The sequence below is a fragment of the Chryseobacterium sp. IT-36CA2 genome, assembly GCF_949767875.1.
Lineage (GTDB): Bacteria > Bacteroidota > Bacteroidia > Flavobacteriales > Weeksellaceae > Chryseobacterium.
Genome location: NZ_CATKPG010000011.1, coordinates 646,577 through 670,053, shown reverse-complemented (window position 1 = coordinate 670,053; position 23,477 = coordinate 646,577). Strand labels below are relative to the sequence as shown.

Sequence of the window (23,477 nt, the reverse complement as noted above, 5' to 3'; positions counted from 1 at the left end):
AGGCTTTTTTTATTGTTCTAGAATTCAGCGCTTTTCGGTGTTCTAGGGAAAGGAATTACATCTCTGATATTCGTCATTCCTGTTACGAAAAGAACTAGTCTTTCCAATCCTAAACCAAAGCCTGCATGCGGCACAGAACCGAATTTTCGGGTATCAAGGTACCACCAAAGCTCGTGTTCATCTACATGCATATCTGTCATTTTCTGTTTTAATACATCTAATCTTGCTTCTCTTTCTGATCCACCGATAATCTCACCGATACCCGGGAAAAGAACATCCATAGCAGCAACGGTTTTGTTGTCATCGTTCAGTTTCATATAGAAAGCTTTGATTTCTTTCGGATAGTCAAATAATACTACCGGGCTTTCAAAATGCTTTTCTACAAGGTATCTTTCATGCTCAGACTGAAGATCTGTTCCCCATTTTTCAACCGGGTAAGCAAATTTTCCTTTTTTATTTTCTTTAGAGTTCAATAAGATTTCGATAGCTTCTGTATAGCTTACACGCTTGAAACGTTTAGCGATTACATTCTGAAGTTTTTCGATAAGACCTTCTTTTGCTCTTTCTTTTTCCGGTTTTGTCTTTTGTTCTTCCGCAAAACGGCTGTCTAAGAACTCAAGATCATCTTTACAGTTATCCAATACGTACTGGATCACATATTTTAAGAAATCTTCCGCAAGGTCGATGTTATCTTCAAGGTTGTTGAATGCTACTTCCGGCTCAATCATCCAGAACTCAGCAAGATGTCTTGTTGTGTTAGAATTTTCAGCACGGAAAGTAGGTCCGAAAGTATAGATTCTTCCCAATCCCATTGCTGCAGTTTCTCCTTCAAGCTGACCTGAAACGGTAAGGTTGGTTTTCTTACCGAAGAAATCCTGTGAAAAATCAATTTCTCCTTCTTCAGTTTTCGGCATATTGTTCAGGTCAAAGTTCGTTACTCCAAACATTTCACCTGCTCCTTCTGCATCCGCTCCTGTAATAACCGGAGTGTTGATATAGAAAAACTGGTTCTGGTTGAAGAACGAGTGAACCGCAAAGCTTACTGCATGGCGCACTCTGAACACTGCTCCGAAAAGGTTGGTTCTGAATCTTAAGTGTGCCTGCTCACGAAGCTTTTCAAGGCTGTGTTTCTTAGGCTGAAGAATCGTACTCTGAAGCTCTTCTGTAAAGTTATCTCCTAAAACAATGATCTTTTTAGCAATAATTTCCACAGATTGTCCTGCTCCCTGGCTTTCTACCACTTCACCTACTACTTTAAGGGAAGAAGCTGTACTGATATTCTTAAGGATCGCTTCATCAAAATTTTCGAAATCAACAACTATCTGCAAATTATTAATCGTAGAACCATCATTAAGCGCAATAAAGCGATTAGCACGGAAGGATCTTACCCATCCGTAAACTGTAATGTCATGATGTAATACTTTCTTGTAATCCTTTAGGACTTCTTTGATCGTTTGCTTTTTCATTTGTTGATGATAAATTTTTTATATAAAAATTAATGTCCGCAAAGTTACAAAAAAACAGCGCAACTTGATGATTGCGCTGTCTTTAAAAATCATTTAACAAGCATTTAAACTTTCTGTTCAGGAATTTCACCTTTTTTCTTCTGCTTACTCTTCTGCATTTTCAGGTTACATTTCCACTCAATATTGTCCTGAACTTCAATAAAATCCGTATTGATCCGGAATGAACACTTTACACTATCACTTTTAAAAAAAATAAAATTTTATTTTACTCTGAGCTTTCATGGAATTAGTTTTACTGAAATGGTTATTAGTTTTTAAGTGATAACTCTGTGGTACATTACCGGCCATACATCCATTTTTAGACTATACTATACTTTTAAACATTGTGGAGGATTCACCGGATTTTGTTTTTAAATGCTTATGATTTTTAAATAATCACTACACTTTATATTTTTAAATTTCTGAACAATTATCTCATTATTTACATTCTATTTTCTTGGTTATTATTTTAGGTTTTTATCCTCTTTATTATTAATTTTTATTGATTCAATTCCTGACTTAAGATGGTAATGAATCAACAGTTTTGAATTGATATCCTGTATTGTGCACATACAAAATAAATGGTTGTGTTTTTACCTGAAGCAAAGATGCAGGAACTGGAATAACGGCACAAGTGTATGGTATATAGATTCATAAATTTATATACCTAAAATCATGAATCTATAAATACAAATAAAATGAAAATGAATAAGTTAAACTTATTTTCCGGTCATGTTTTCAATTTCTTTCAGATAGATAGAAAGAGGTGTTCCTGTTCGTTTTTTGAAGGCTAAAGTGAAAGCCTGTTCATTATTATACCCTAATTCTTCGGCAATAAAAGGAATTTTATAGGATCTGAATTTTCTGTCATTGGCCAGTCGGCTGATGGCGTAATCAATACGAAGATCATTAAGATACGTTGCAAAGTTTTTTCCTTTGTGAGTATTGATCATTTCCGACAGATATTTCGAGTTGGTTTTTATTTTTTTGGCAAGACTTCCCAGTGTGATTCCTTTATTCAAAAACTGATCTTTGTTTTCAAATATTTCAAGTTCTTTTAAAATACTTTGAGCAATATCCTCCGAAATTGTTCTGGTAGTCCTGTCTTCTAAGTTTCCTGTATTTTCTATCGGAAGAGTTTCAGAGAAGGTTTCTTTTTCTGGTTCAGATTTATAGTCTCTATCAAATCTTCTTTCATTAGCCGAAAGAATTAAATCCTGAGCAATCTTTTTATAGTTCTTTTCAGACTTTTTATATTTAAAATAAACGTTGATGAACAACAAGTGTGATATCAATAAAAGACTCAACACTATATAAAACAGACTCTTTCTTTTTGTAAGCTCATTGGTAATACTTTCCTTTTCCTGCTGAAGTTCCGGCGTATCATATCTTCTCGGAAGCTCTCTGGAAATATATCTGAACTGGTTATCCAGAACATTATCCACCTTTAAAAACCGCTCTACATAATACAGCTGCTTCTCGGTATCACTGTTTTCTTTATAATAATCAATCAGATAGGTGTATACATCTCTCAGTTCAGGATAAATGTAGTTTGTTTTAAGAACCATAGAATCTATCTTTCGGAAAAAATCTACGGCTTTGTCTTTTTGCTGAAGGCCTGCATAAGATTTTCCCAAATATAAAAGGGTATAATGCAGGCTTCTTTTATCACTATTATTATTCGTAAAGAAATATTTCTCACATTCTAACAGGCTGCCAATGGCTTTCTGGTATTCTTTTGAATGCAGATTATAATACCCCAAAAGCCCAAGGTTCTCATAATAGCGGTAAAGATCTTTATTTTTCCTGGATTCTTGTAATCCATCCTGTATCAGGATATAGGCAGAATCCATCTTATTGATTTCTATGTAAGCATCAGCCAGATTCAGTTTGAGCGTTTTTTTCTCATCCTCATTCATATAATCAGCATCATAAACGTAATGCCTTAGAACTTTAGCTGTTTCTTCATGTTTTCCGATATAATTATTCAGATAGGCAATACTGATATGGGCCATCGCAATCTGCCTCTTATTTCCTTTTTCTTTTGCATACTTCAGCCCTAAGATATAATTATTCAATGCAGGCTGGAGATTGTCATTTCTAAAATAAAGATTCCCTCTTAACAGATAAATTCTGGCCGGGTACGTATTTTCTTTGGAGTTTTGGGTGATATGTTGTAAGCTGTCAAGATATTTTAGTGCATCCGGTAAGTTTGCTTCGAAGTGAAGCATCACATATCCTTCAGCAGTATGAGTCGCATCTTTTTCAGATTTTGCCTTTTTAAGATAATAATCTGCAATACTTTTACTGTTTCCCTCTCCCATACGAGTACTATAGAATTCTTTTTCCAATTCCTCATAAGTTCGTTTTTCCGGAGTATTTTTTTCTAAATTATTGACCTGTGCATGAAAAAACACCATCCCAATAATTAAAAACAGTAGTGAAAATTTTATTTTCATCATTCATCCTAGCTATATTACAAAAATATTATTTTTCTTCAGTAGATGCACCAATCCTTTTATTTTTTTCCGTGGATGGGGAATAATTTTATTAAAACCAATGCTGATAAACTCACAAAAGAGAGTACAGTATGAAGACTGCACCCTCTCAAAATCATTTCCATTCTACTTTTCCTTCCAAGTAATATACCTTCCCTTTATCCTCATAAAGAAGATCATATCCTTGAGATGTCAGATAAAAATGGCACACTTTGGTTTCATTTCTTTCTTTAAAATCTATAACCGCAGGACACATTTTCGCCCGATCCATTTTCTTTACAATAAGGTCAAAGCTCTTCTGAATATTCTTTTTGCTGTATAGAGACAGCATCCTATCATCTATAAAACGGACATATTTCAAAGAAGAAAGAGGATACGTAATCAACTTAAAAGGCTGTTCTTCCAGCTTGGCTGCATTTTCATTGAAAAAATTAGTGATTGAAAGGCTATCGCTCGTAATTTTCTTCACCACACTTGATTCATATCTCTTTCCATCTGCAAATTCCATACTGTAGATCGCTTCCATTTTAATAGCAAAACCTTTTCCAGATTTTCTTAAATCTTTAAGATCTGTAAACTCTTTTCCTTTTTTGAGGACGATCAAAACATTTCCTTCCCCAAAATCACAGTCATAATATTTTTTATAGTCAAAGGTTTCTTCTGTTGGAGTATTCACTGTATCATTGATGGCATTTTGAGAGAAAATGCGGCCTGAAAACAGTAATAAAAATAATATCAGTTTATAATTTTTCATGGTTGAATTATTTAATGGTTTAAAATCATTTAAAAGACCAGGTTAATTCCTATTCCGAAGCGGAATCCTTCAATTGGGAATGGTTTATAGGTATTATATTCGAAGTTGTACCCGAATTCTGCACAAAAGAAATGGTAGAAATTGATTCCTGCCTTGGGCGAAACTGCATAAGGTGAAATTCCTGCACCTGCATATAAAGAGGATACCTCTGCTCCATCCCGAAACGATACAACCTTTCTGAAATAATCAAACTCGGGAATAACCAGCAGTTTTCTTTCATCCCACCAATTAAAGTGACCTCTTAAACTGTAATAATTATACCCATCAGTAAGTTTTGTTCCTATTGACAAAAATGTCTTTCTATCCATTGAAGTTCCTTCAATTCTTGTACATAGAAGCATTGCCAGTCCTCTTTTCTCCTTAATTTCTTCAAATTGGGCCTGCAGAAAGCCACAAAGAAATACTGTGATTATTAGAGTGAGCTTTTTCATGCCTAATTTGTTTTCTTTTTCTTAAAATTCCAGTTGATCAAAGGAAGCTTTCTCATTCCACCCTCCAATTTGTATTCCTCTGAAATCATCGCATTTATTGTACAATCCAATCTGTATTCCTCTGCATTTCTTCCCAATATTGGCCAATGGCGCTACAGAAACGCCTTTCATCTCATGATGCACATTAAAAAATGGAGACACAGACATCCCGTTGATTACCGCATAGGTATCTATATTACTAGAAATACTGATTTCCAATCCATTGGTGACTGTAGGTTCCATATTGATTATCGACAATTGAAGTCCGTTGATTGTATTCATCTTTTCACGGGGAACAATGACATAATCATAACTGCCTGGTAATTTTAAGTTAACAAGCATCAATGGTGGAAGAAAAATGCCCACAAAATTGAATCCCATTCCCAATCCATTTACTTTTTTAGGTTTAAAATGGTCTTCTTCATCAAAATATTTAAATAAAATCCCATTGACATTTCGGACATTCTTTGAGGGGGAAGCTGCGATTAATCTCGGCTTTAAAGAATCAACTTTTAAACTGTCTGATGCATGAACCAGACTACTGAATAAAAGAACTGCTATTACTAAAATTCGTGTTTTCATAACTCTTATTTTAAAATTATAGTTCAAAATTATCAGCAGAAGTTCCTGTTCCGAATGTGAAAAAAAATTAAAAAAAATACTACATTTGTGAAAATCACAAAACTATGCACCAGGAAGCTCTGCTTAAGGAAATCCGAAGAAAAATCGGTGAGAAATCTTTAAATGATGAGATCGCCAATATTCTTAATATCAGCTATGATGCAGCTCACAGAAGGACTTCTATGAAAGCCAAGTTCAGTTTTGAGGAAGCACTGGAGCTCGCCAGATACTATCAAATCTCGCTGGATCAGTTTCTGGGAACTGAAAATCAGTTGGTGGTCAAAAGAACACAGCCTGTAAAAACCACCGAAGATCTTTTAAACTATTTCGAGAACTCTCTGAAGATTTTGAATGTTTTTCAGAATATCACCAATTCCAAAGTATTTTACTCTGCAAAAGACATCCCATTTTTTTATACCATTTCAGATTCCATTCTGTCCCGTTTCAAGTTTTATGTCTGGATGAATCTACTGAATCAGGATAAGTTCCTGAGCCCGTTTCATGAGTTTAATATGGAATATCATTCTGTAAAAAATGATCTATTGAAAGACCTTTACGATAAACAAAACGTAACAGAAATATGGAATGACACTACGATTATGAGTGCATTGAGACAAATCTCATTCTATTATGAAATGGGGTTATTAAAGAAAAATGATGTGGATCTTATTCTGGAAGACCTGAGACAATTACTGGAAGGACTTGAAATAAAAACGCTGGAAAAAACTAATTTTCAGATTTATGTGAATGATTTAGTAATTTTAAACAACAGTATTTTATTTAAAAATGAAGAACAATGTTCCTTTTTTGTCCCTTTCAGCATGTTTGGATATATGATGACCAATGATAAAATCACGTGTGAAGATTCTCTGAGCTATTTTGAGCATCAGATTAAAAATTCAAGATCACTGAATGAATCCGGAAACCGTGAAAGGAAAATGTTTTTCAATAAAATGTATGAACAGATTGACCGATTAAAACAAAATTTATCATGAATACGCTTCGTAACGGCGAATACTTTGGAAACACCAATCAAATGGTCAATTTAGAAGGATTGACCATCACCGATACAGAATATACTCATCCTTACGTAGACTGGCATTATCATGAAAATGCTTATTTCACTTTTCTTCTGCAAGGCAATATGACGGAAGGAAACAGAAAAGAAGTCTATGGCTGTTCTGCAGGAACCTTATTATATCACCATTGGGAAGATCCACATTACAATATTAAACCTGATGTTTTTACAAGAGGTTTTCATATAGAGCTCACTCAAAGCTGGTTTGACCGGTTTGATATTCAGAAAAATAAAGTGGAAGGAAGTTTTAATATAAAAGATCCGGCACTGAAACTTCTGGTGTATCAGATGTTTAAAGAAACCAAAAGCAATGACAATTCTTTTGAACTCACTGTCAATCAGCTGCTGTTACATCTTTTCAGTCAGTTAACCCATCAAAAAGAAAGTGCTGAAAGAAAACCTTTGTGGGTAGGCCAGATCAATGAAATTCTGCATGAAAGCTTTACGGAAAACCTTAATCTTACGGAACTTTCCAAAACACTGAACATCCATCCTATTCATCTCAGCAGGGATTTTCATAAGTATTTCCATTGTAATCTGGGCGAATACCTAAGAAAATTAAAGCTCAATAAATCTCTTGAACTTCTCACTTTGCCTAATTCTTTGACAGATATTGCTCTGGAATGCGGTTTTTCAGATCAAAGTCATTTTATCAGATGTTTCAAAGAAAATATAGGAATTACTCCTTTGAAATACAGGAATCTTCTGAAAAATTATTAAAATCTATCTGAATACAATCACCATTCACGATTTGGATACATCATTCCCCGATTCGGCTACATTTCCCTTTCCTTAAGTTTCCATCTTTGTACCATCATTTAAACAAAAAAATATTTAAAAATGGAAACAAAAAAAGTATGGTTCGTGACAGGAGCTTCAAAAGGCTTAGGATTCGAGTTGGTAAAAAAATTACTATCCGAAGGATTTCAGGTTGCTGCTACAAGCCGTACCGTTGAATCCCTGATCTCCACTATCGGAGAATCTTCAGAAAACTTCCTTCCTCTCAGCGTCAATATTACAGACAATAATGACATTAAATCTGCTATTGAAAAAACAGTGAATCATTTCGGAAAAATTGATGTGGTGGTCAACAATGCAGGCTATGGACAAATCGGAACACTGGAAGAACTTACCGATGAGGAAGCAAGAGAAAATTATGCAGTGAATGTTTTCGGAACCTTAAATGTGATTAGAAATGCCATGCCTTATCTTCGTGAACAAAGATCAGGAAACATCTTCAATATTTCTTCTGTGGGCGGCTATTCTGCTAATTTTCCGGGCTGGGGAATCTATTGTTCAACAAAATTTGCCGTTGCCGGATTTACAGAAGCACTGGCTGAAGAAGTAAAAGATTTTGGAGTTCACGCTACCGTTGTTTATCCAGGATATTTCCGTACAGATTTCTTAACCAAAGATTCTGTAAAAACACCTTCTAATCCTATTCAGGCTTATGAAGCAGCAAGAAATTCGGAACAGGCTCATCTTAATGAAATCAATGGAAATCAGCCCAATGATCCTGAAAAAGCAGCTGATGTTCTGATCCAGATCAGTAAAGAGAAAAATCCTCCGGTACATTTATTATTAGGGGTAGGAACGGTGGAATTTCTGAATAATAAAATTGATATTTTAAAGAAAGATGCTGAGAAATGGGAAACTCTTACCGTTTCTACTGCGATTTAATCTGGTAATATTCTTCGACTCCGCTCAGGATGACATTCCCACTACTTATATTTTAATTTAATCGACTAAATTAAATATAAACCTTTAGAAAAGTCTGTCTGGACGGAGTCGAAGACTTTTTGAATCAATACGTTATCCTTTTTACAAAAACAACTAACTTCGCTCTATGAAACAGCCTATTCGTTTTAATTCCATTTCAGATTTTCATGCTTTCTGTAGTCTGCCTAGTCCTGAACATCCTCTGATCAGCCTGATAGATTACAGCAAAGTCAATTATATTATTGAAAATGATGAATTGAAATGGATTCAGAATTTTTACTCCATTGGCCTGAAAAAAAATGTCAGCCCGAAATTCAATTATGGGCAGCAGCAATATGATTTCGATTCAGGAGTCCTGTGCTTTGTTTCGCCTCAGCAATATTTAAGTCTTGAGGTCAATCCTGAGGTTGAAGTAAACCCCACCGGATTTTTATTGCTTATTCATCCTGATTTTCTGTGGAATACTTCTTTAACAAAGAAAATAAAATCTTATGATTTCTTTAGTTATCAGGTAAAAGAAGCTCTTTTTCTTTCCGATAAAGAAGAGAAAACTCTTGTTGATATTTTTAAAAATATTGAAAGAGAATATCAATCAAATACCGATAGATTTACGCAGGAACTAATTATTTCACAGATTGAATTATTACTGGTTTACTCAGACCGTTTTTATGAACGTCAATTTTTCACCAGGAAAAAATCGAGTCACGAATTATTATACAAGTTCGAAGATATCCTTTCTCAATATTTCGAAAACGGAAATCTCCTTGAAAATGGGATTCCTTCGGTAAAAACCATTGCTGATCAGATGAATATTTCGCCTAATTATCTGGGAACGCTGCTCCGATTGCATACTCAGCAAAATACACAGCAGCATATTCAGAATAAATTAATTGATTCTGCGAAAGAACGTTTGAGTACCACCAGTTTATCTGTAAGCGAAATTGCTTATGAATTAGGATTCGAACATCCACAATCTTTCAGTAAGCTCTTTAAACAGAAAACCCATCAGTCTCCGGGAGAATTCAGAAAGTTATTTAATTAAAATCTGTAGAGATCAATAATACATTAGAAATGTTAATTTCATTCTATTTTACCATAAGGAAGTTCATTATTTTTGTTTAAATACTTTTTTAAGATGAAACCTATCCTATTATTGATCTTTATCTTTATATTTTATTCTTATCAGGGACAAACTAAGGATATTGTCAATCCTGAGAAAATTGAGAATCCAATTCAAAAAAAATACTCCGGAAAAATTGTTTTTCTTCCCCAAAACATTGTGCTGGAAAATCTGAAAGATTCAGACATCCTCACTTCTTCTGTATTTCAGGAAAACGGAGATCTTGGAATTCAGGCCTTCTTTGATAATTCTCTGGTCAACTATCTGCATCAGATTGAACCCAGCTGGACAGTGGATGAATTGCTGAAAAAAGGAAATTATCAATTTTCATTTTATGTAGACGGAAAGCTCATCTACAAGGAAAACCTTAATACAGGCGCAGGTACTCCGGACAGTAAAAAAATCAAAACTACATTACGGATTCCTCTTGTCAGCAGTAAAAATGAAGATTCATGGGGAAGGTATCTATGGATGCGTTTTTATATGGCTCACAACGGAATTGATGCACTGACAGCAGAAAATCACCTATTGAAAATTGAAATCAAACCTTATCTCAATGCTTCTATCATCAAAACAGGACCTATAATTGCAGAAGGACAAATCAACCTTACTGTTCCTTCTCAGAATATTCCGGAACAGCAGATTGCACTTCAGCCTATCCAATCCAATAGCGGATGGATAATTTCTCAGGAAAAAATCAATACGGAAATCATCAGAACCCTGAATAAGAAAATTGCAGAAAACAGGTTTAAAAATATAACCGGCATTGTCGTTATAAAAGAAGGGAAATTGCTTCTTGAAGAATATTTCAACGGATCCGGAAGAGATTCTTTACAAGATACACGATCTGTAGGAAAATCTTTTTCTTCAGCTTTAACGGGAATCGCGATCAAAGATGGATATTTAAAGAGTGAAAATCAAAATCTGAAGGAATTTTATAACCTGAAGCCCTTTAAAAATTATTCTTCACAAAAAGATAATGTCACGATAAAGAGCTTATTGACAATGAGCTCAGGATTTGACGGAAACGATGAAAATTATGAATCTCCCGGGAATGAAGAAAATATGTATCCCACTGAAAAATGGATTAAGTTTATATTAGATCTGCCTATGACAGAGAATACAATAGGGAAAAACTGGAGTTATTTCACTGCTGGGGTTGTATTAACAGGAGATATTTTAGATAAAAAAGTTCCACAAGGTTTGGAAAAATATGCTGATAAGAAGTTATTTCAACCTCTTGGAATCACTAATTATAAATGGCAGTTTACACCACAGCAAAAGCCTTCACTGGCTGGAGGATTGCGTATGAAAGCACTTGATTTCGCAAAATTCGGGCAACTGTATAAAAATAACGGAGTGTGGAATGGAAAAACAATCCTGAGTAAGGACTGGATTAAAAAATCTTTCACCAATTATTTCACTGATAATTCTGATTTTGAAGGATATGGATATTTATTCTGGAGAAAAGTTTACACGGTGGGCAACAACCGCTATGAAGCTTTCCAATCCAGTGGAAATGGGGGAAATAAAATCATTATATTCACTCAAATACCAGTTGTCATAGTAATTACTGCACAAGCCTATAATAAGCCATATGCACACCAGCAATCTGAAAAAATAGTACAGGAATATCTTTTACCCGCCTTAAAAATGAGTAATGAGTAATGAATAATCAGTAATAATGTGGAAAAGTGAGAAAGAATAACTTATTGCTTACTGAAAGCTATTCGTCTTTCTTGGATGGAATAAGGAATACATCAATAAGACCTTCAGGAAGCTCCATTTTGATTGTTCTTTCTTCTCTGTCAACTTCAAGAATCCAGTCTTTGATCATAGGAATAACCACTTCTTTTCCATCCAGATTGGTAACAAAATACACCTGCGCTGTCTGATCATTTACAGATCTAATCACTCCACAGTTGTTATCATTTTGATCGAAAATTTCAAATCCGATGATTTCATGGTAATAGAATTGTTTTCCTGAAAGTTTAGGCAAAGAGGTAAGCGGAAGGTAAACACTTTTACCCAACACCTGATCTACTAGAGCCTCAGAAGAGTTTTTGAATGCAAGATTCAGAGCATCAAGTTTGCTCCAGGATGATTTTTCAATAAAAAATGGAACCAATAATCCGTTGATTTCAACGAATATTGATTCCAATTTATTGTAAAGCTCGGGTTGATCGGTATCCAATTTAAGGATTACGTTACCCGCAAGTCCATGTCTGCGTGTGATTTTTCCTAAAAAATAGCAATCTTCTTTACGCATAACAGGGTTTGTTCTTAAGCTTCAGTGTTTTCTTCAGTTTCAGCAGCAGGAGTTTCTCCTTCTGTAGCTTCAGCAACAACTTCTTCAGCAGGTGCGTTTGCAGCTTCTTCAGCAGCTTTAGCATCAGCATCAGCTTGTGCAGCAGCAGCAACTCTAGCTTCGTTTACTTTTACTTCAGCTTCTAAAGCAGCTTTCTTAGCATCAGCTTTAGCAGTTGCTAAACCTTCTACTTTACCTTGTACTTTAGAATCTTTAGCTTCTACCCAAGCATTGAATCTTTTTTCAGCTTCAGCTTCGTCAAAAGCACCTTTAGCTACACCACCTTGTAAGTGTTTTTTGTAAAGAGCACCTTTGTAAGATAGGATAGCTCTAGCAGTATCAGTAGGCTGAGCACCGTTGTTTAACCACTGTACAGCAGAATCAACGTTCAATTCGATAGTTGCCGGGTTAGTAATTGGGTTGTAAGTTCCTAGTTTTTCGATGAATTTACCATCTCTTCTAGCTCTAGAATCTGCAACCACGATGTGGAAAAAAGGTTTTCCTTTTTTACCGTGTCTTTGTAATCTGATTTTTACTGACATAATGTTTGAATTTTACGGGAACTCGTCCCAGTTAAATATTTAAGAGTGCAAAGATAGTAAAAAAGTTTGAAGTAAAAAGCTCTGAGTAAAAAGTTTTATAAATTCAGATTATTTTTTCTAACCAAGCAGGGCTAAAGAAAATATTGTTGAAATAATTACGGAAATTAAAACAGCCATAAAAACAGCAAAATTACCCCGTGTTTTTCCTGTAATACCATAAATCACCAGATAATTGATGATATAAGCAGGTACCAGAAGAAAGAAGGAGAACTGTCCTGTAAATGAGATTATAGCTTTTAAAAAAAGAAGTCCGGTAACAGAAGCTGCTACAATTCCTAAAAGGCTTTTAAAAATTATTTTATCATCTATTTTATCATTCTCTTTTACTTTTGAAAACTGATCAAATTTATCCAGAATAAAAATTTTCAGATCTCCGCTACCTATCATTTCTGAAGAGACATTTTCAAGAATAGTATTTATCTTTTCTCCTTTCTGTACCCTTTTGTGTACTTCAAATGAGATTCTCCCTTTTTCTTTGACTAAAACTTTCCTGTATTCTGCTTCTTTTACAAATTCATCATAATTGAATTTCTGACTGATTACTTCCCGCAATTCATCATTGATTGTACCGGTATGATCAGTCATATGAAGATAAGCAGCATGCAAATCTTCTTCATTATAATTTCTGTAAATATTCTTCATTTTATACCGTTCCCATATAAAAAAGCCCCAGACATTGCTGGTTTTCCTCAATAGTCAAAGAATCTTTCAGCTCCTCAACAATTTTAGGAGAGCTCCAGTAGCATCCTACATTATTCGCTGTACAGGTAAGATACATATTCTGAACGGCCATTGAAGTCGCTGCTATTTCTTCCCATTCAGGAACCATTCCGCTGAAATTGACTACGATGGAAACTACAACATTGGCTTTATTGATTTTAAAACCTATGTCTGCATATTTTTTTTCTAAGAAAAGCTGTTCGGGTGTAATTGCTTTATAGATTGCCTGCATTTCTGATGCCAGCTTTGCTTTTTCTTCCCCTTTGAATATTTTGAAACGCCAAGGTTTAGTACGTTTATGATTGGGAGCAAATGTGGCAGAGTTTACAATTTCCTCTACAACTTCCTGAGATATCTCTGTGTCTGTATAATCTTTTGGGAAAATACTTCTTCTTTGCTCTATAATTTCTTTTAAAATGGATGCATTATTCATGAAACAAAATTACGAAAAAGATGGAAGCAGGAGGCAGGATAAAGGAAGTTTAATGTGAGCCAGAATAATAGAGATCGCAGAAACTTATCAAATTTACTTTTTACTTATAAAACCTCTATAATCTTCTGATGGATTTGGTTCAGGGTAAATTCATCGCCCGGCTTCATCCCCATCATTTTTTTGGCCATAGGACTTTCGGGAGAGATCGCGTAGAACCTGTCTCCCTCAAAAAAGAACTCACCCAATGACACCGATATATAAAACCTTGCTTTATTAGTAATGACCAATGAGCCGAGCTGCACTCTTTCTGTAGCCGTATTCAGGACTTTTGCCATATTTCTTTTAAGATCATTCAAAGCCCCCAGTTGTCGCTGCATCTGATAAATCTCCTCCTGCATCTCTTCTCTCATGCTGTCATATTTCGGAGTTTTTTTAATGTCACGGCTGGCTTCCAGGGTAAATTCAATAAAGTTTTTAAGCTTTTCAATTTTCTCTGCGATGGTGGTCTTCACAAAGTCTCTGATATCACTTTTTTCAAATACGATCTTCTCCATACAATCTATTCTTTATATAAAGATAATATTTTTAGAATAATATTTCCTGAGCTTAACATAAAATAATGCTCAGAAAATAACCATCATCTTCTAAAATTTATTTTTAGATTTGCCTTTTTAAAACTAAAACCATGTTTAAAGCACCATTTTCATTTGATGGAAGAATCAGAAGGACAGAATACGGATTGTCCTATCTTCTATATCTGGTATTTTCTGTACCTTTTAATATTTATATCAAAAATAATGAACCATCAGCAGTTCTTACTTTTGTATTCGTTATTTTTCTTATTCCATTTCTTTGGTTTCTTCTTGCACAAGGGGCAAAAAGATGTCACGACAGGGGAAATTCCGGTTGGTATCAATTAATTCCTTTCTATAGTTTATGGATGTTATTCGCAGACAGCGATCATGGTCCTAATGAGTATGGTCCTAATCCTAAAGGTGAAGGAAACTATAACTCGATCAACGAGATTGGTAAGAAAGAATTGTAATAAAAAAGCCTTGTAAAATTTACAAGGCTTTTATTTTATTTTTCAGCTAGTTTCTTCAGATCACCCAGTCCCTGGCTAAACATTTTATCCATATTACCGTTCATCAACGGTTTCATAACCTTCATCATAGGAGTCAGTTCGTTATCTATCATCCAGGTCACTTTGGTACCGCTTCCTTCCGGAACCATAATGAAATTGGCTTTCATATCTCCTTCAAAAGGTTCTACGAAGTGAAGTTTTGTACCCATTTTCTGATTCGGAATCAGCTCAGTAATAGATTGTTCTCCTTCCCCTACATTTTTATCTCCTTTCCAATGATAGGAATCTCCTACTTTATCTCCGTTTCCGGAATAGGTAATGACAATATTTTTATCAGCTTTGGAAAAAGGATCCCACTGGTTATACCCTTTTAAGTTACCTGTATAGGCCCATACTTTTTCCTGTGGTGCATTGATAACAATAGATTTTTCATAATGGTAATCTTTACTGAAAGCCAACATGGCAATTACAGCATAGATAAGGATCAGTACGATAATAGTACCAATAATTTTTAAGAGTGTTTTCATAGTCTATATATTTAAGGTTATTTATTTTAATAATGATTTTCAAATCTGTTTTCAAAATTAAATATTCCCACATCACTCCCTCTTTCCATATGACAAGATTAATTAAAGATAAGGTATTTTTGTCATAACTTGCCACTGAGGCATTATTTTTGAGCATTTCAGCTGTGGTTCCCGATGAATCATTAAATTTACCTTACATAAAAAGATCAAAAATGAATATTTTAACAGAAAAATTTAACACGCCATATCATTCAGCTCCATTCAATACCATTAAAAATGAAGATTATCTTCCTGCATTTAAGGATTTGATTCAAAAATCTGAAGCGGAAATTGATGCTATTGTCAATAATCCTGATGCACCCACTTTTGAAAATGTAATTGAAGCATTAGCATATTCAGGGGAACAGCTGGACGTGGTTTCTAATATTTTCTTCAATTTAAATTCTGCAGAAACCAGCGACGAAATTCAGCAGATTGCACAGGAAGTTTCTCCTATCCTAACAGAATATTCTTCAAAAATTTCTCAAAACGAAGCCCTTTTCAACAAGATCAAGAAAGTATATGATGAAAGGGAAAAATATAATCTCAATGAAGAGCAGGAAATGCTTTTGAATGAAACCTACAAAGGTTTTGTAAGAAGCGGCGCTTTATTGAATGAGAAAGACAAAGAAAAACTAAAGAAAATAAGTATGGATCTTTCTTTAAAATCTTTACAGTTCGGACAAAATGTACTGGCTTCCACCAATGCTTATTTTAAACATCTCACGAATAAAGAGGATCTTGCAGGAATTCCTGAAGCCATCATCGATCAATATGCTGAGGAAGCTAAAGAAAGAAATCTTGAAGGCTGGGTTGTGACTTTACAATATCCAAGTTATATCCCGTTTATGACCTATGCTGAAAACCGCAAACTGAGAAAGGAACTGGCTTTAGCAAATGGTAAAAAATCCTTTGACGGAGGAGAATTTGACAATCAGAATCTGATCAAAGAACTTCTGAATTTAAAGCAACAAAAAGCTGAGCTTATCGGGTATAAAAATTATGCAGATTTTGTACTGGAAGAGAGAATGGCTAAATCTCCGGTAAAAGTTCTTGATTTTTTAAACGAACTTTTAACGAAAGCAAAACCTTATGCTGATAAAGAAATTGAAGAATTGAAATCTTTAGCAAAAGCTGACGGAATTGACGAAATGCAAGGTTACGACCACGCATTTTATGCTGAAAAGCTTCGTAAAGCTAAATTTGATCTTAATGATGAAGAATTAAAACCTTATTTTCCACTCAACCAGGTACAGGATGCTGTATTTGGACTGGCTGGAAAACTTTTCGGACTGACTTTTGAGGAAAGAAATGATATTCCGAAATACCATGAAGATGTAAAAGTATACGAAGTAAAAGAAAACGGGACTTATAAATCTCTTTTATACGTCGATTATTTTCCAAGAAAAGGGAAAAGAGCCGGAGCATGGATGACCAGCTATAAAAATCAATACAAGCAAAACAGCGAAAATTCCCGTCCGCATATTTCAATCGTCTGCAATTTCAGCAAACCGACAAAAGATGCGCCTAGCTTACTGACATTCCAGGAGGTGACTACTTTATTCCATGAGTTCGGGCATGCTCTTCACGGAATGATGGCCGATACTCAATACCCTAGCCTTTCCGGAACTTCTGTAAAATGGGATTTTGTGGAACTTCCGTCACAGTTCCTGGAAAACTTCTGCTATGAACCGGAATTCTTAAAAACGTTTGCAAAGCATTATAAAACCGGAGCAGTACTTCCTGACGAAAAAATTGAAAAAATTGAGCAGTCTAAAAACTTTATGGAGGGATATCAAACCTTAAGACAACTAGGTTTCGGACTTCTGGATATGAATTATCATACAAAAGTAGCAGAATTGGAGAACGAGAGTGTAAAGGAATTTGAAGATAAATATACCAAAGCAACCACTCTTTATCCTTCTAACTCAGAAACAGCTATGAGCCCAAGTTTCTCCCATATTTTTCAGGGCGGATATTCAGCAGGATACTATTCTTACAAATGGGCGGAAGTTCTGGATGCTGATGCGTTCCAGTATTTCAAAGAAAACGGAATCTTCAATCCTGAGATTGCAGCCAAATATAAAGTATTGCTTTCTTCAGGCGGAACTAAAGACCCAATGGAACTTTACAAGAGTTTCAGAGGCAGCGAACCGAAAGTGGAAAGCTTACTGAAAAGAGCATTTGGATAATCAACAGAAACTGATTGAACACATCAAGAAAATACAATATAAAAAGAACAGTGATTGCTGTTCTTTTTTGTTTTATCAGCTTTATATCTCAATGAAAATATATAAATTAGTCTGCAGACAAGCACAAATTAACTGTAGAAAATTATGAGAAAAAGGTTGGTAATAAAAGGATTTTTAATCCTCAGTATATTGTACATCTATGCATGTTCAAATCCCAAGCAAACTATAAAAGAAGATTTGCAGAATAAAGATTTAAAAGGGTTTATTGGAAAACGTATAACTATTATTGGTCAAACAATAAATATGAAAATGGGAGCTCTATTGATTACGGAAAATGGAGAAAACATATGGATGGAAGGACTAGATAGCTGGCCAGACGGATATTATGTAAATGAACACGATGCTAAAACCGTAAAAGTAACAGGAGTTTTAATAGAAAAAAATGATTTACCTGTTTTTATTCCTGATGAGAAAAACTCAGTAATTCAGCAGGGAATACCTAATCCAAAAAAAAGTAATCTTAAAGAAGCAAGTCGTAGATATTTATTTAAAGATTATAAATACAGTATCATAAAATAATAAACAACTGTAATATTTTTGATAAAGAATAAATAAGAATTCAAAAATATATCAGAAGATATTTTCCGTCATTTTTCTATAAATTTGAAGCCGCTTTAAGATCTTATCAACCTTAGTTAGTTAATAAGAAAAATCTTAAAGCAAACAAGAGGATTAATCATTAATAATAATCTTGACCAATATTTAAATAATCAAAATTTCACATGACTATCCAAGAACAAATCCAGGAGTATATCAACAGCCATCCTGAAATAAAGCGTAATGATATGCAGGAACTCCACAACATCATTCTGAATCTCATGCCAGAATGCCAACTTTGGTTTCTGGATGGTAAAAACAGTGAGAATAAAACCGTTTCCAATCCTAATATTGGATATGGATTGTATACCATGCAATATGCAGGTGGAAAAACCAGAGACTTTTACCAGATTGGAATGAGTGCCAATACAACAGGTATTTCGGTTTATATTATGAATATCAGTGATAAAACTTATTTATCCAAAACCTATGGAGAAAAAATAGGTAAAGCCAGCGTAACGGGATATTGTATTAAATTCAAAACATTGAAAGATATCAACATTGAAATCCTGAAAGCTGCAATACTGGATGGACTTAAAGAGTAAAAAGCTAAATTTGCACATTATAAGTAAGCATCCATTCTGTAATTTTAAATAATGAGTACGATAACAACAAGATTAGAAAACGTAAAAAAACTTCAGGCTAAAAGATGGGAAAATGAAGATCACTGGGATACTTTGAACGATCTTTTAGTGAAAGAATTAGAGGAAATTTTACTTATTGAACCTGAAAATACTTCGGCTTTAATCAATATTGGTGCTATTTATTCTGATATGGGAGAAAACGAAATAGCTCTGGAGTATTTAAAAAAGGCATTGAATTTAGGTTCCAAAGACAAAAATCTGTTTGTAAACCTTGCCATTGTGCTTGTTTATATGGAGAAACACCAGGAAGAGTATCTGGAATATCTGGAAGAAGCCGAGGATAAAACGGAAGATCTGCTTACTTTTAAAGCGTATTTCGATCCTCAATCCCGTTAAAAAACCAATTCAATTAAAACTTAAAATCATGTTATTAGCTATATTATTACCCTTCTTATCTTTCATGGTTCGTGGAAAGGTTCTCACCGGAATTATCTGTCTGATTTTGCAGATTACCCTGATCGGATGGCTTCCTGCTGCCATCTGGGCTGTGCTTTCTTTAAATAATGCAAGAGCTGACAAAAGAAATGACAGGCTCATAAAAGCCATGCGGGAAAACAAAAGATAAAGCTTGCCCAGATCAACCACAAACAACTGATTTAAAACCAATTAATAAACAACATCTATTATTTTTCAAATTTTTGATTTATAAATTTCATTAAAAATATTTGCAAAACCAAAAAGTTGCACATATATTTGCAACCATATGGTTTCATTTAAAAATTATCATCCATGAGAAGAGATATTTTTCAGGCTATAGCAGATCCTACACGCAGAGCTATTATTGCATTAATAGCGGTACAGGCAATGACACCGAATGCCATAGCTGAGCATTTTGACACCACCAGACAGGCCGTTTCAAAACATCTGAAAATCCTGACTGAGTGTGAACTGATTACCCAAAATCACCAGGGAAGAGAAATATATTACTTTTTAGAAATTGATAAAATGAAAGAAATAGATCATTGGCTGGAACAATTCAGAAAGATTTGGGAAAGTCGTTTTGAGCAGCTTGACACTTTACTGGCAACATTGAAAAGCCAGCAGAAATAAAGGTTGACACCATAAAACCACAGTGTTTTTTTATCATTTTAACCAAAACAAATTATAAACAATATTATGAAACATCTTCTTCAGTTCGATTTTCTTGCTGACAAGGAAAAGAACACCTTAACGATCAGACGTGAATTTATGGCAGGCCGACAAATGGTTTGGGATTGTTACACAAAGAGTGACCTACTCGACCGCTGGTTTGCCCCAAAACCATTGACTACAAAAACAAAATCAATGGAATTTCATGAAGGCGGACACTGGCATTATGCTATGGTAGAGCCCAATGGAACAGAATATTGGGGCTGGGTCGGTTATCACAAGATCAACCCTATCGATTCTTATACTTCCAGCGATGCTTTCTGTAATGAACAGGGAGAAATCAACGCAAGTTTGCCTCAGGCAGAATGGATAGTCACTTTCACAGATAAAAATGAAAATACCTTTGTGGAAACTATTGTTACCTATCAATCTTTAGCGGATCTTGAAACCATTATCGAGATGGGAATGGAACAGGGAATGAAGGCCACACTGGAAAAACTTGACGAATTATTATTAACATTAAAATCATAAAAAATGAGCCAAAAAATCACAGTTTCTGCTACCATCAATGCAGATGCAAAAAAAGTATGGAATTACTACACCAATCCTGAACACATCACCCAATGGAACTTTGCTGATCCTTCATGGCAATGTCCTTCTGCTTCCAACGATATGAAAGTCGGGGGAAAATATGCTGCAAGAATGGAAGCTAAAGACGGAAGTTTCGGTTTCGATTTTGAAGCGGTTTATGATGAAATAAAGGATGGTGAAAACTTTAAGTACACCATGCCGGACGGAAGACAGGTACAGGTTGATTTTAAAGAAAATGCAGGTCAAACTCATGTAGATGTTGCTTTCGATCCGGAAAATCAGAATCCTGAAGAAATGCAGAAAGGAGGCTGGCAGGCTATTCTTGATAATTTTAAAAAATATACGGAATCGAATTAAACAGATTTCAATTGAAAAACAATGAAATAAAGCTGGATGTAGAACATCCAGCTTTTGTTTTGAATTGATGCCAACATATGAATTTGATATAATTATCGTAAATTTACACTAGATCTCGCTCTCATCAGAGAAACTACCAGAATAGTAAATTCCTTTTACTGAAACATTTTAACATCAAAAAACATAAATTATTAATGTCATGAAAGAAAATAAATACGACAATCCTTCATTTTTTGATCAGTACGAAAAAATGCTTCGTTCTCAGATTGGATTGGAAGGAGCTGGCGAGTGGCATACATTGAAAAATATGTTCCCGGATTTTCAAGGAAAAAATATTCTCGACCTTGGCTGTGGTTTCGGATGGCATTGCCGCTATGTGATGGAAAACGGAGCCCGATCTGTCATTGGAATTGATCTTTCAGAAAAAATGCTTGCAAAAGCTAAAGAGATCAATAATATGGAAGGCATTCAATATGAAAGAAAAGCATTGGAAGAAGTGCATTATCCTGCTGAAAAATTTGATCTGATATTGAGTTCTTTGACCTTACATTATGTAGAATCCTTCGATACTTTGGTTCATAATATTTACCAATGGCTTACTCCCGGAGGATCATTTGTATTTTCTGTAGAACATCCTGTTTTTACTGCAGAAGGCGGTCAGGATTGGGTATATGATAAAAATGGCGAGAAAATCTACTGGCCGGTGGATCGTTATTTTATAGAAGGAAAAAGGAATACTACTTTTCTTGGAGAAAATGTCATCAAATACCATCGTACTTTAACGTCTTATCTAAATACCTTATTAAAACACGGCTTCAAAATCAAAGAAGTCATTGAGCCGGAGCCAAGTCAGGAAATGTTGAAAGAAATTCCGGAAATGAAAGAGGAGCTCCGCAGACCTATGATGTTGTTAATCTCTGTAGAAAAATAACGTTGAAACGGGTATAACAAAATAGCCTTAAAAAGAGTTCATAAGTGATTATAATGTATATTTGTTTCGTTACAAACAACAGATTATGAAGCTTTTGACATTTTTCTTCCTATTCATTTTTTCAATCCAACTTTCTGCTCAGCAATACGAGAAAGAACTTGATGATTATTTTACGGCACTGACCAATCTGAAAAATTTCAACGGAAATGTGAAGATTGCAAAAAACAATAAGATTCTTCTTGATAAAACATATAATATTCCGGATGAGGACAAAGCTTTACAGGTCAATAAAAACAGTAAATTCATTATAGCTTCGGTCTCAAAAATCTTTGTTAAGTATGGAATTTTAAAATTGGTTGAGCAAGGAAAATTAAAGCTGTCAGATCCCCTCAACAAATACATCAGTGATTTTCCCAATGGTGAAAAAATTTCAATTGAAAATCTGTTATTTCATCAATCCGGACTTCCAAGAGAAATCAAAGATTATGAAAAGTATGACCACCTCAGCCTTGAAAAAATAATAGAACTTGCCAAACAGGAGCCATTGCAATTTCAGCCCGGAACCCAGACTTTATATTCAAATGTAGGAAACTTTATCCTGCATGATCTCATTGGGAAATTGTCTGATAAAGGATATTGGAATTTTATCCAGACTGAAATCATCAAAAAATATCATTTAAAAAATACCAGTGAATTCAATTCTGCACAATCACTATCTGATTTTGCTTACGGATTTTCAAGTGAGAACGGTAAAATTATAGCTGTTCCCCATACCAGCATCAACCGCTTTGAAACAGGAAATTATGTATCAACTACGGATGATCTTTATAGTTTTAGCCAACAGCTCATTTCAGGGAAGAATCTCAGAAAAGATCTTGTTCTTACCATGTTTGGAAAAGACAGCCAATTAGTACAGGCAGGAGGAAGACCCGGCTATAGGGCTTATTACTATCAAAACCTAAAATCGGGAATCACATTTATTTTTACATCAAATTTCACGGATATTCCTTTTCAGAAAGTAACTGAAGACATTATTCATCTTTTGAATGATCAACCCTACAGCATTCCTCAGAAAATCAGCAGAAAAACAATTGAAGTTTCGGATGAAATTCTAAAACAGTACACCGGAAAATTTGCACTTGAAGCAGACCATTCACAAATTTTCACCATTATTCTGGAAAATAATTTTCTGTATATTCTTGATAAAGACGGAGAAAAAACGAAAATTTATCCTGAGTCTCAAACTTCTTTTTTTGATAATCCGGAGTCAGAAGACGGCTATCAATTTGTAAACACCCATGATGATCAATATGACTTAGTCATTATTTCAACCGGCGTAAAATTAAAGGCTAAACGGGTACAATAAAAACATATATTCTTTGTCTAAGCTGTCCTGATTAATTTTTTAAAATTTAAAAATACAAATAACTATATTGCATAACATAGTAATGAAAATAAATTATATCTTTGCATAACAA

Annotated in this window: 27 protein-coding genes; 16 read left to right on the top strand and 11 right to left on the bottom strand. The window is 34.5% G+C overall.

All coding sequences use genetic code 11. The annotated features are described in order from the left end of the window. Nucleotides 1–17: 17 nt before the first annotated feature. The 5 genes from asnS to ACM6F9_RS03875 form a co-directional block, all read right to left on the bottom strand. The gene (gene asnS, locus ACM6F9_RS03895) at nucleotides 18–1,466 is read right to left on the bottom strand and encodes an asparagine--tRNA ligase (RefSeq protein WP_414844492.1); all 1,449 of its coding nucleotides are present in this window, start codon (nucleotides 1,464–1,466) and stop codon (nucleotides 18–20) included. Between the two features lie 758 nt (nucleotides 1,467–2,224). After that, complete coding sequence (locus ACM6F9_RS03890; protein WP_414844491.1) at nucleotides 2,225–3,967, bottom strand: helix-turn-helix domain-containing protein; 1,743 nt, start codon at nucleotides 3,965–3,967, stop codon at nucleotides 2,225–2,227. 151 nt (nucleotides 3,968–4,118) lie between these two features. Next, complete coding sequence (locus ACM6F9_RS03885; protein WP_414844490.1) at nucleotides 4,119–4,757, bottom strand: hypothetical protein; 639 nt, start codon at nucleotides 4,755–4,757, stop codon at nucleotides 4,119–4,121. A 29-nt stretch (nucleotides 4,758–4,786) separates the two neighbouring features. After that, nucleotides 4,787–5,248 carry a hypothetical protein gene (locus tag ACM6F9_RS03880; RefSeq protein WP_414844489.1) on the bottom strand — a complete coding sequence of 154 codons (462 nt, stop codon included), beginning with the start codon at nucleotides 5,246–5,248 and terminating at the stop codon, nucleotides 4,787–4,789. A 21-nt stretch (nucleotides 5,249–5,269) separates the two neighbouring features. After that, nucleotides 5,270–5,869 carry an LA_2272 family surface repeat-containing protein gene (locus ACM6F9_RS03875; protein WP_414844488.1) on the bottom strand — a complete coding sequence of 200 codons (600 nt, stop codon included), beginning with the start codon at nucleotides 5,867–5,869 and terminating at the stop codon, nucleotides 5,270–5,272. A 104-nt stretch (nucleotides 5,870–5,973) separates the two neighbouring features. On the opposite strand from ACM6F9_RS03875, the gene ACM6F9_RS03870 reads away from it, so the two are divergent. The 5 genes from ACM6F9_RS03870 (at nucleotide 5,974) to ACM6F9_RS03850 (ending at nucleotide 11,493) form a co-directional block, all read left to right on the top strand. Then, nucleotides 5,974–6,903 (top strand): helix-turn-helix domain-containing protein, encoded by a 930-nt coding sequence (locus tag ACM6F9_RS03870; RefSeq protein WP_414844487.1) that lies wholly within the window; start codon nucleotides 5,974–5,976, stop codon nucleotides 6,901–6,903. Beyond that, nucleotides 6,900–7,706: a helix-turn-helix transcriptional regulator gene (locus ACM6F9_RS03865; protein WP_414844486.1), complete on the top strand. Its 807-nt coding sequence runs from the start codon at nucleotides 6,900–6,902 to the stop codon at nucleotides 7,704–7,706. Before ACM6F9_RS03870 ends, ACM6F9_RS03865 begins: the two co-directional genes overlap by 4 nt. A 120-nt stretch (nucleotides 7,707–7,826) precedes the next feature. After that, complete coding sequence (locus ACM6F9_RS03860) at nucleotides 7,827–8,666, top strand: SDR family NAD(P)-dependent oxidoreductase (protein ID WP_414844485.1); 840 nt, start codon at nucleotides 7,827–7,829, stop codon at nucleotides 8,664–8,666. A 166-nt stretch (nucleotides 8,667–8,832) separates the two neighbouring features. Next, a complete protein-coding gene (locus ACM6F9_RS03855) occupies nucleotides 8,833–9,747 on the top strand; it encodes a helix-turn-helix domain-containing protein (protein WP_414844484.1) in 915 nt (304 codons plus the stop codon). 93 nt (nucleotides 9,748–9,840) lie between these two features. Beyond that, nucleotides 9,841–11,493, top strand: a complete 1,653-nt coding sequence (locus ACM6F9_RS03850) for a serine hydrolase domain-containing protein (RefSeq protein WP_414844483.1) — start codon at nucleotides 9,841–9,843, stop codon at nucleotides 11,491–11,493. A gap of 58 nt (nucleotides 11,494–11,551) precedes the next feature. Here ACM6F9_RS03850 and rimM read toward each other — a convergent pair whose 3' ends face one another. The 5 genes from rimM to ACM6F9_RS03825 all read right to left on the bottom strand — a co-directional run bounded on the left by rimM (nucleotide 11,552) and on the right by ACM6F9_RS03825 (nucleotide 14,442). After that, the gene (gene rimM / locus ACM6F9_RS03845) at nucleotides 11,552–12,094 is read right to left on the bottom strand and encodes a ribosome maturation factor RimM (RefSeq protein ID WP_414844482.1); all 543 of its coding nucleotides are present in this window, start codon (nucleotides 12,092–12,094) and stop codon (nucleotides 11,552–11,554) included. A gap of 14 nt (nucleotides 12,095–12,108) precedes the next feature. Further along, nucleotides 12,109–12,675, bottom strand: coding sequence for a 30S ribosomal protein S16 (locus ACM6F9_RS03840; RefSeq protein WP_414844481.1), 567 nt, complete (start codon nucleotides 12,673–12,675; stop codon nucleotides 12,109–12,111). A gap of 117 nt (nucleotides 12,676–12,792) precedes the next feature. After that, nucleotides 12,793–13,377, bottom strand: coding sequence for a hypothetical protein (locus tag ACM6F9_RS03835; protein WP_414844480.1), 585 nt, complete (start codon nucleotides 13,375–13,377; stop codon nucleotides 12,793–12,795). 1 nt (nucleotide 13,378) lies between these two features. Beyond that, nucleotides 13,379–13,888 (bottom strand): nitroreductase, encoded by a 510-nt coding sequence (locus ACM6F9_RS03830; RefSeq protein ID WP_414844479.1) that lies wholly within the window; start codon nucleotides 13,886–13,888, stop codon nucleotides 13,379–13,381. Nucleotides 13,889–13,992: 104 nt separating this feature from the next. Beyond that, nucleotides 13,993–14,442 (bottom strand): hypothetical protein, encoded by a 450-nt coding sequence (locus ACM6F9_RS03825; RefSeq protein WP_414844478.1) that lies wholly within the window; start codon nucleotides 14,440–14,442, stop codon nucleotides 13,993–13,995. 131 nt (nucleotides 14,443–14,573) lie between these two features. Between ACM6F9_RS03825 and ACM6F9_RS03820 the strand changes: the two genes are divergently transcribed. After that, nucleotides 14,574–14,933: a DUF805 domain-containing protein gene (locus ACM6F9_RS03820; protein ID WP_414844477.1), complete on the top strand. Its 360-nt coding sequence runs from the start codon at nucleotides 14,574–14,576 to the stop codon at nucleotides 14,931–14,933. A gap of 35 nt (nucleotides 14,934–14,968) precedes the next feature. Here the strand turns inward: ACM6F9_RS03820 and ACM6F9_RS03815 are convergent, their stop codons facing one another. Beyond that, entirely contained in the window at nucleotides 14,969–15,499 is a 531-nt protein-coding gene (locus ACM6F9_RS03815) for an SRPBCC family protein (RefSeq protein ID WP_414844476.1), read from the bottom strand. A 212-nt stretch (nucleotides 15,500–15,711) separates the two neighbouring features. On the opposite strand from ACM6F9_RS03815, the gene ACM6F9_RS03810 reads away from it, so the two are divergent. The 10 genes from ACM6F9_RS03810 to ACM6F9_RS03765 all read left to right on the top strand — a co-directional run bounded on the left by ACM6F9_RS03810 (nucleotide 15,712) and on the right by ACM6F9_RS03765 (nucleotide 23,365). Continuing rightward, complete coding sequence (locus ACM6F9_RS03810) at nucleotides 15,712–17,730, top strand: M3 family metallopeptidase (RefSeq protein WP_414844475.1); 2,019 nt, start codon at nucleotides 15,712–15,714, stop codon at nucleotides 17,728–17,730. 144 nt (nucleotides 17,731–17,874) lie between these two features. Then, the gene (locus tag ACM6F9_RS03805) at nucleotides 17,875–18,309 is read left to right on the top strand and encodes a hypothetical protein (protein ID WP_414844474.1); all 435 of its coding nucleotides are present in this window, start codon (nucleotides 17,875–17,877) and stop codon (nucleotides 18,307–18,309) included. 203 nt (nucleotides 18,310–18,512) lie between these two features. Beyond that, nucleotides 18,513–18,932, top strand: coding sequence for a DUF1801 domain-containing protein (locus tag ACM6F9_RS03800; protein WP_414844473.1), 420 nt, complete (start codon nucleotides 18,513–18,515; stop codon nucleotides 18,930–18,932). A 51-nt stretch (nucleotides 18,933–18,983) separates the two neighbouring features. Beyond that, nucleotides 18,984–19,367 carry a tetratricopeptide repeat protein gene (locus tag ACM6F9_RS03795; RefSeq protein WP_414844472.1) on the top strand — a complete coding sequence of 128 codons (384 nt, stop codon included), beginning with the start codon at nucleotides 18,984–18,986 and terminating at the stop codon, nucleotides 19,365–19,367. A 28-nt stretch (nucleotides 19,368–19,395) separates the two neighbouring features. Continuing rightward, on the top strand, nucleotides 19,396–19,596 hold the full coding sequence (locus ACM6F9_RS03790; protein ID WP_414844471.1) for a YqaE/Pmp3 family membrane protein: 201 nt from the start codon (nucleotides 19,396–19,398) through the stop codon (nucleotides 19,594–19,596). Nucleotides 19,597–19,760: 164 nt separating this feature from the next. Continuing rightward, nucleotides 19,761–20,081, top strand: coding sequence for an ArsR/SmtB family transcription factor (locus ACM6F9_RS03785; protein ID WP_414844470.1), 321 nt, complete (start codon nucleotides 19,761–19,763; stop codon nucleotides 20,079–20,081). A 66-nt stretch (nucleotides 20,082–20,147) separates the two neighbouring features. Beyond that, nucleotides 20,148–20,651: an SRPBCC family protein gene (locus tag ACM6F9_RS03780; protein WP_414844469.1), complete on the top strand. Its 504-nt coding sequence runs from the start codon at nucleotides 20,148–20,150 to the stop codon at nucleotides 20,649–20,651. Nucleotides 20,652–20,654: 3 nt separating this feature from the next. Then, complete coding sequence (locus tag ACM6F9_RS03775; RefSeq protein WP_414844468.1) at nucleotides 20,655–21,068, top strand: SRPBCC family protein; 414 nt, start codon at nucleotides 20,655–20,657, stop codon at nucleotides 21,066–21,068. Nucleotides 21,069–21,267: 199 nt separating this feature from the next. Further along, a complete protein-coding gene (locus ACM6F9_RS03770; protein ID WP_414844467.1) occupies nucleotides 21,268–21,999 on the top strand; it encodes a methyltransferase domain-containing protein in 732 nt (243 codons plus the stop codon). Nucleotides 22,000–22,084: 85 nt separating this feature from the next. Then, nucleotides 22,085–23,365, top strand: a complete 1,281-nt coding sequence (locus ACM6F9_RS03765) for a serine hydrolase domain-containing protein (protein ID WP_414844466.1) — start codon at nucleotides 22,085–22,087, stop codon at nucleotides 23,363–23,365. Nucleotides 23,366–23,477 lie beyond the last annotated feature (112 nt).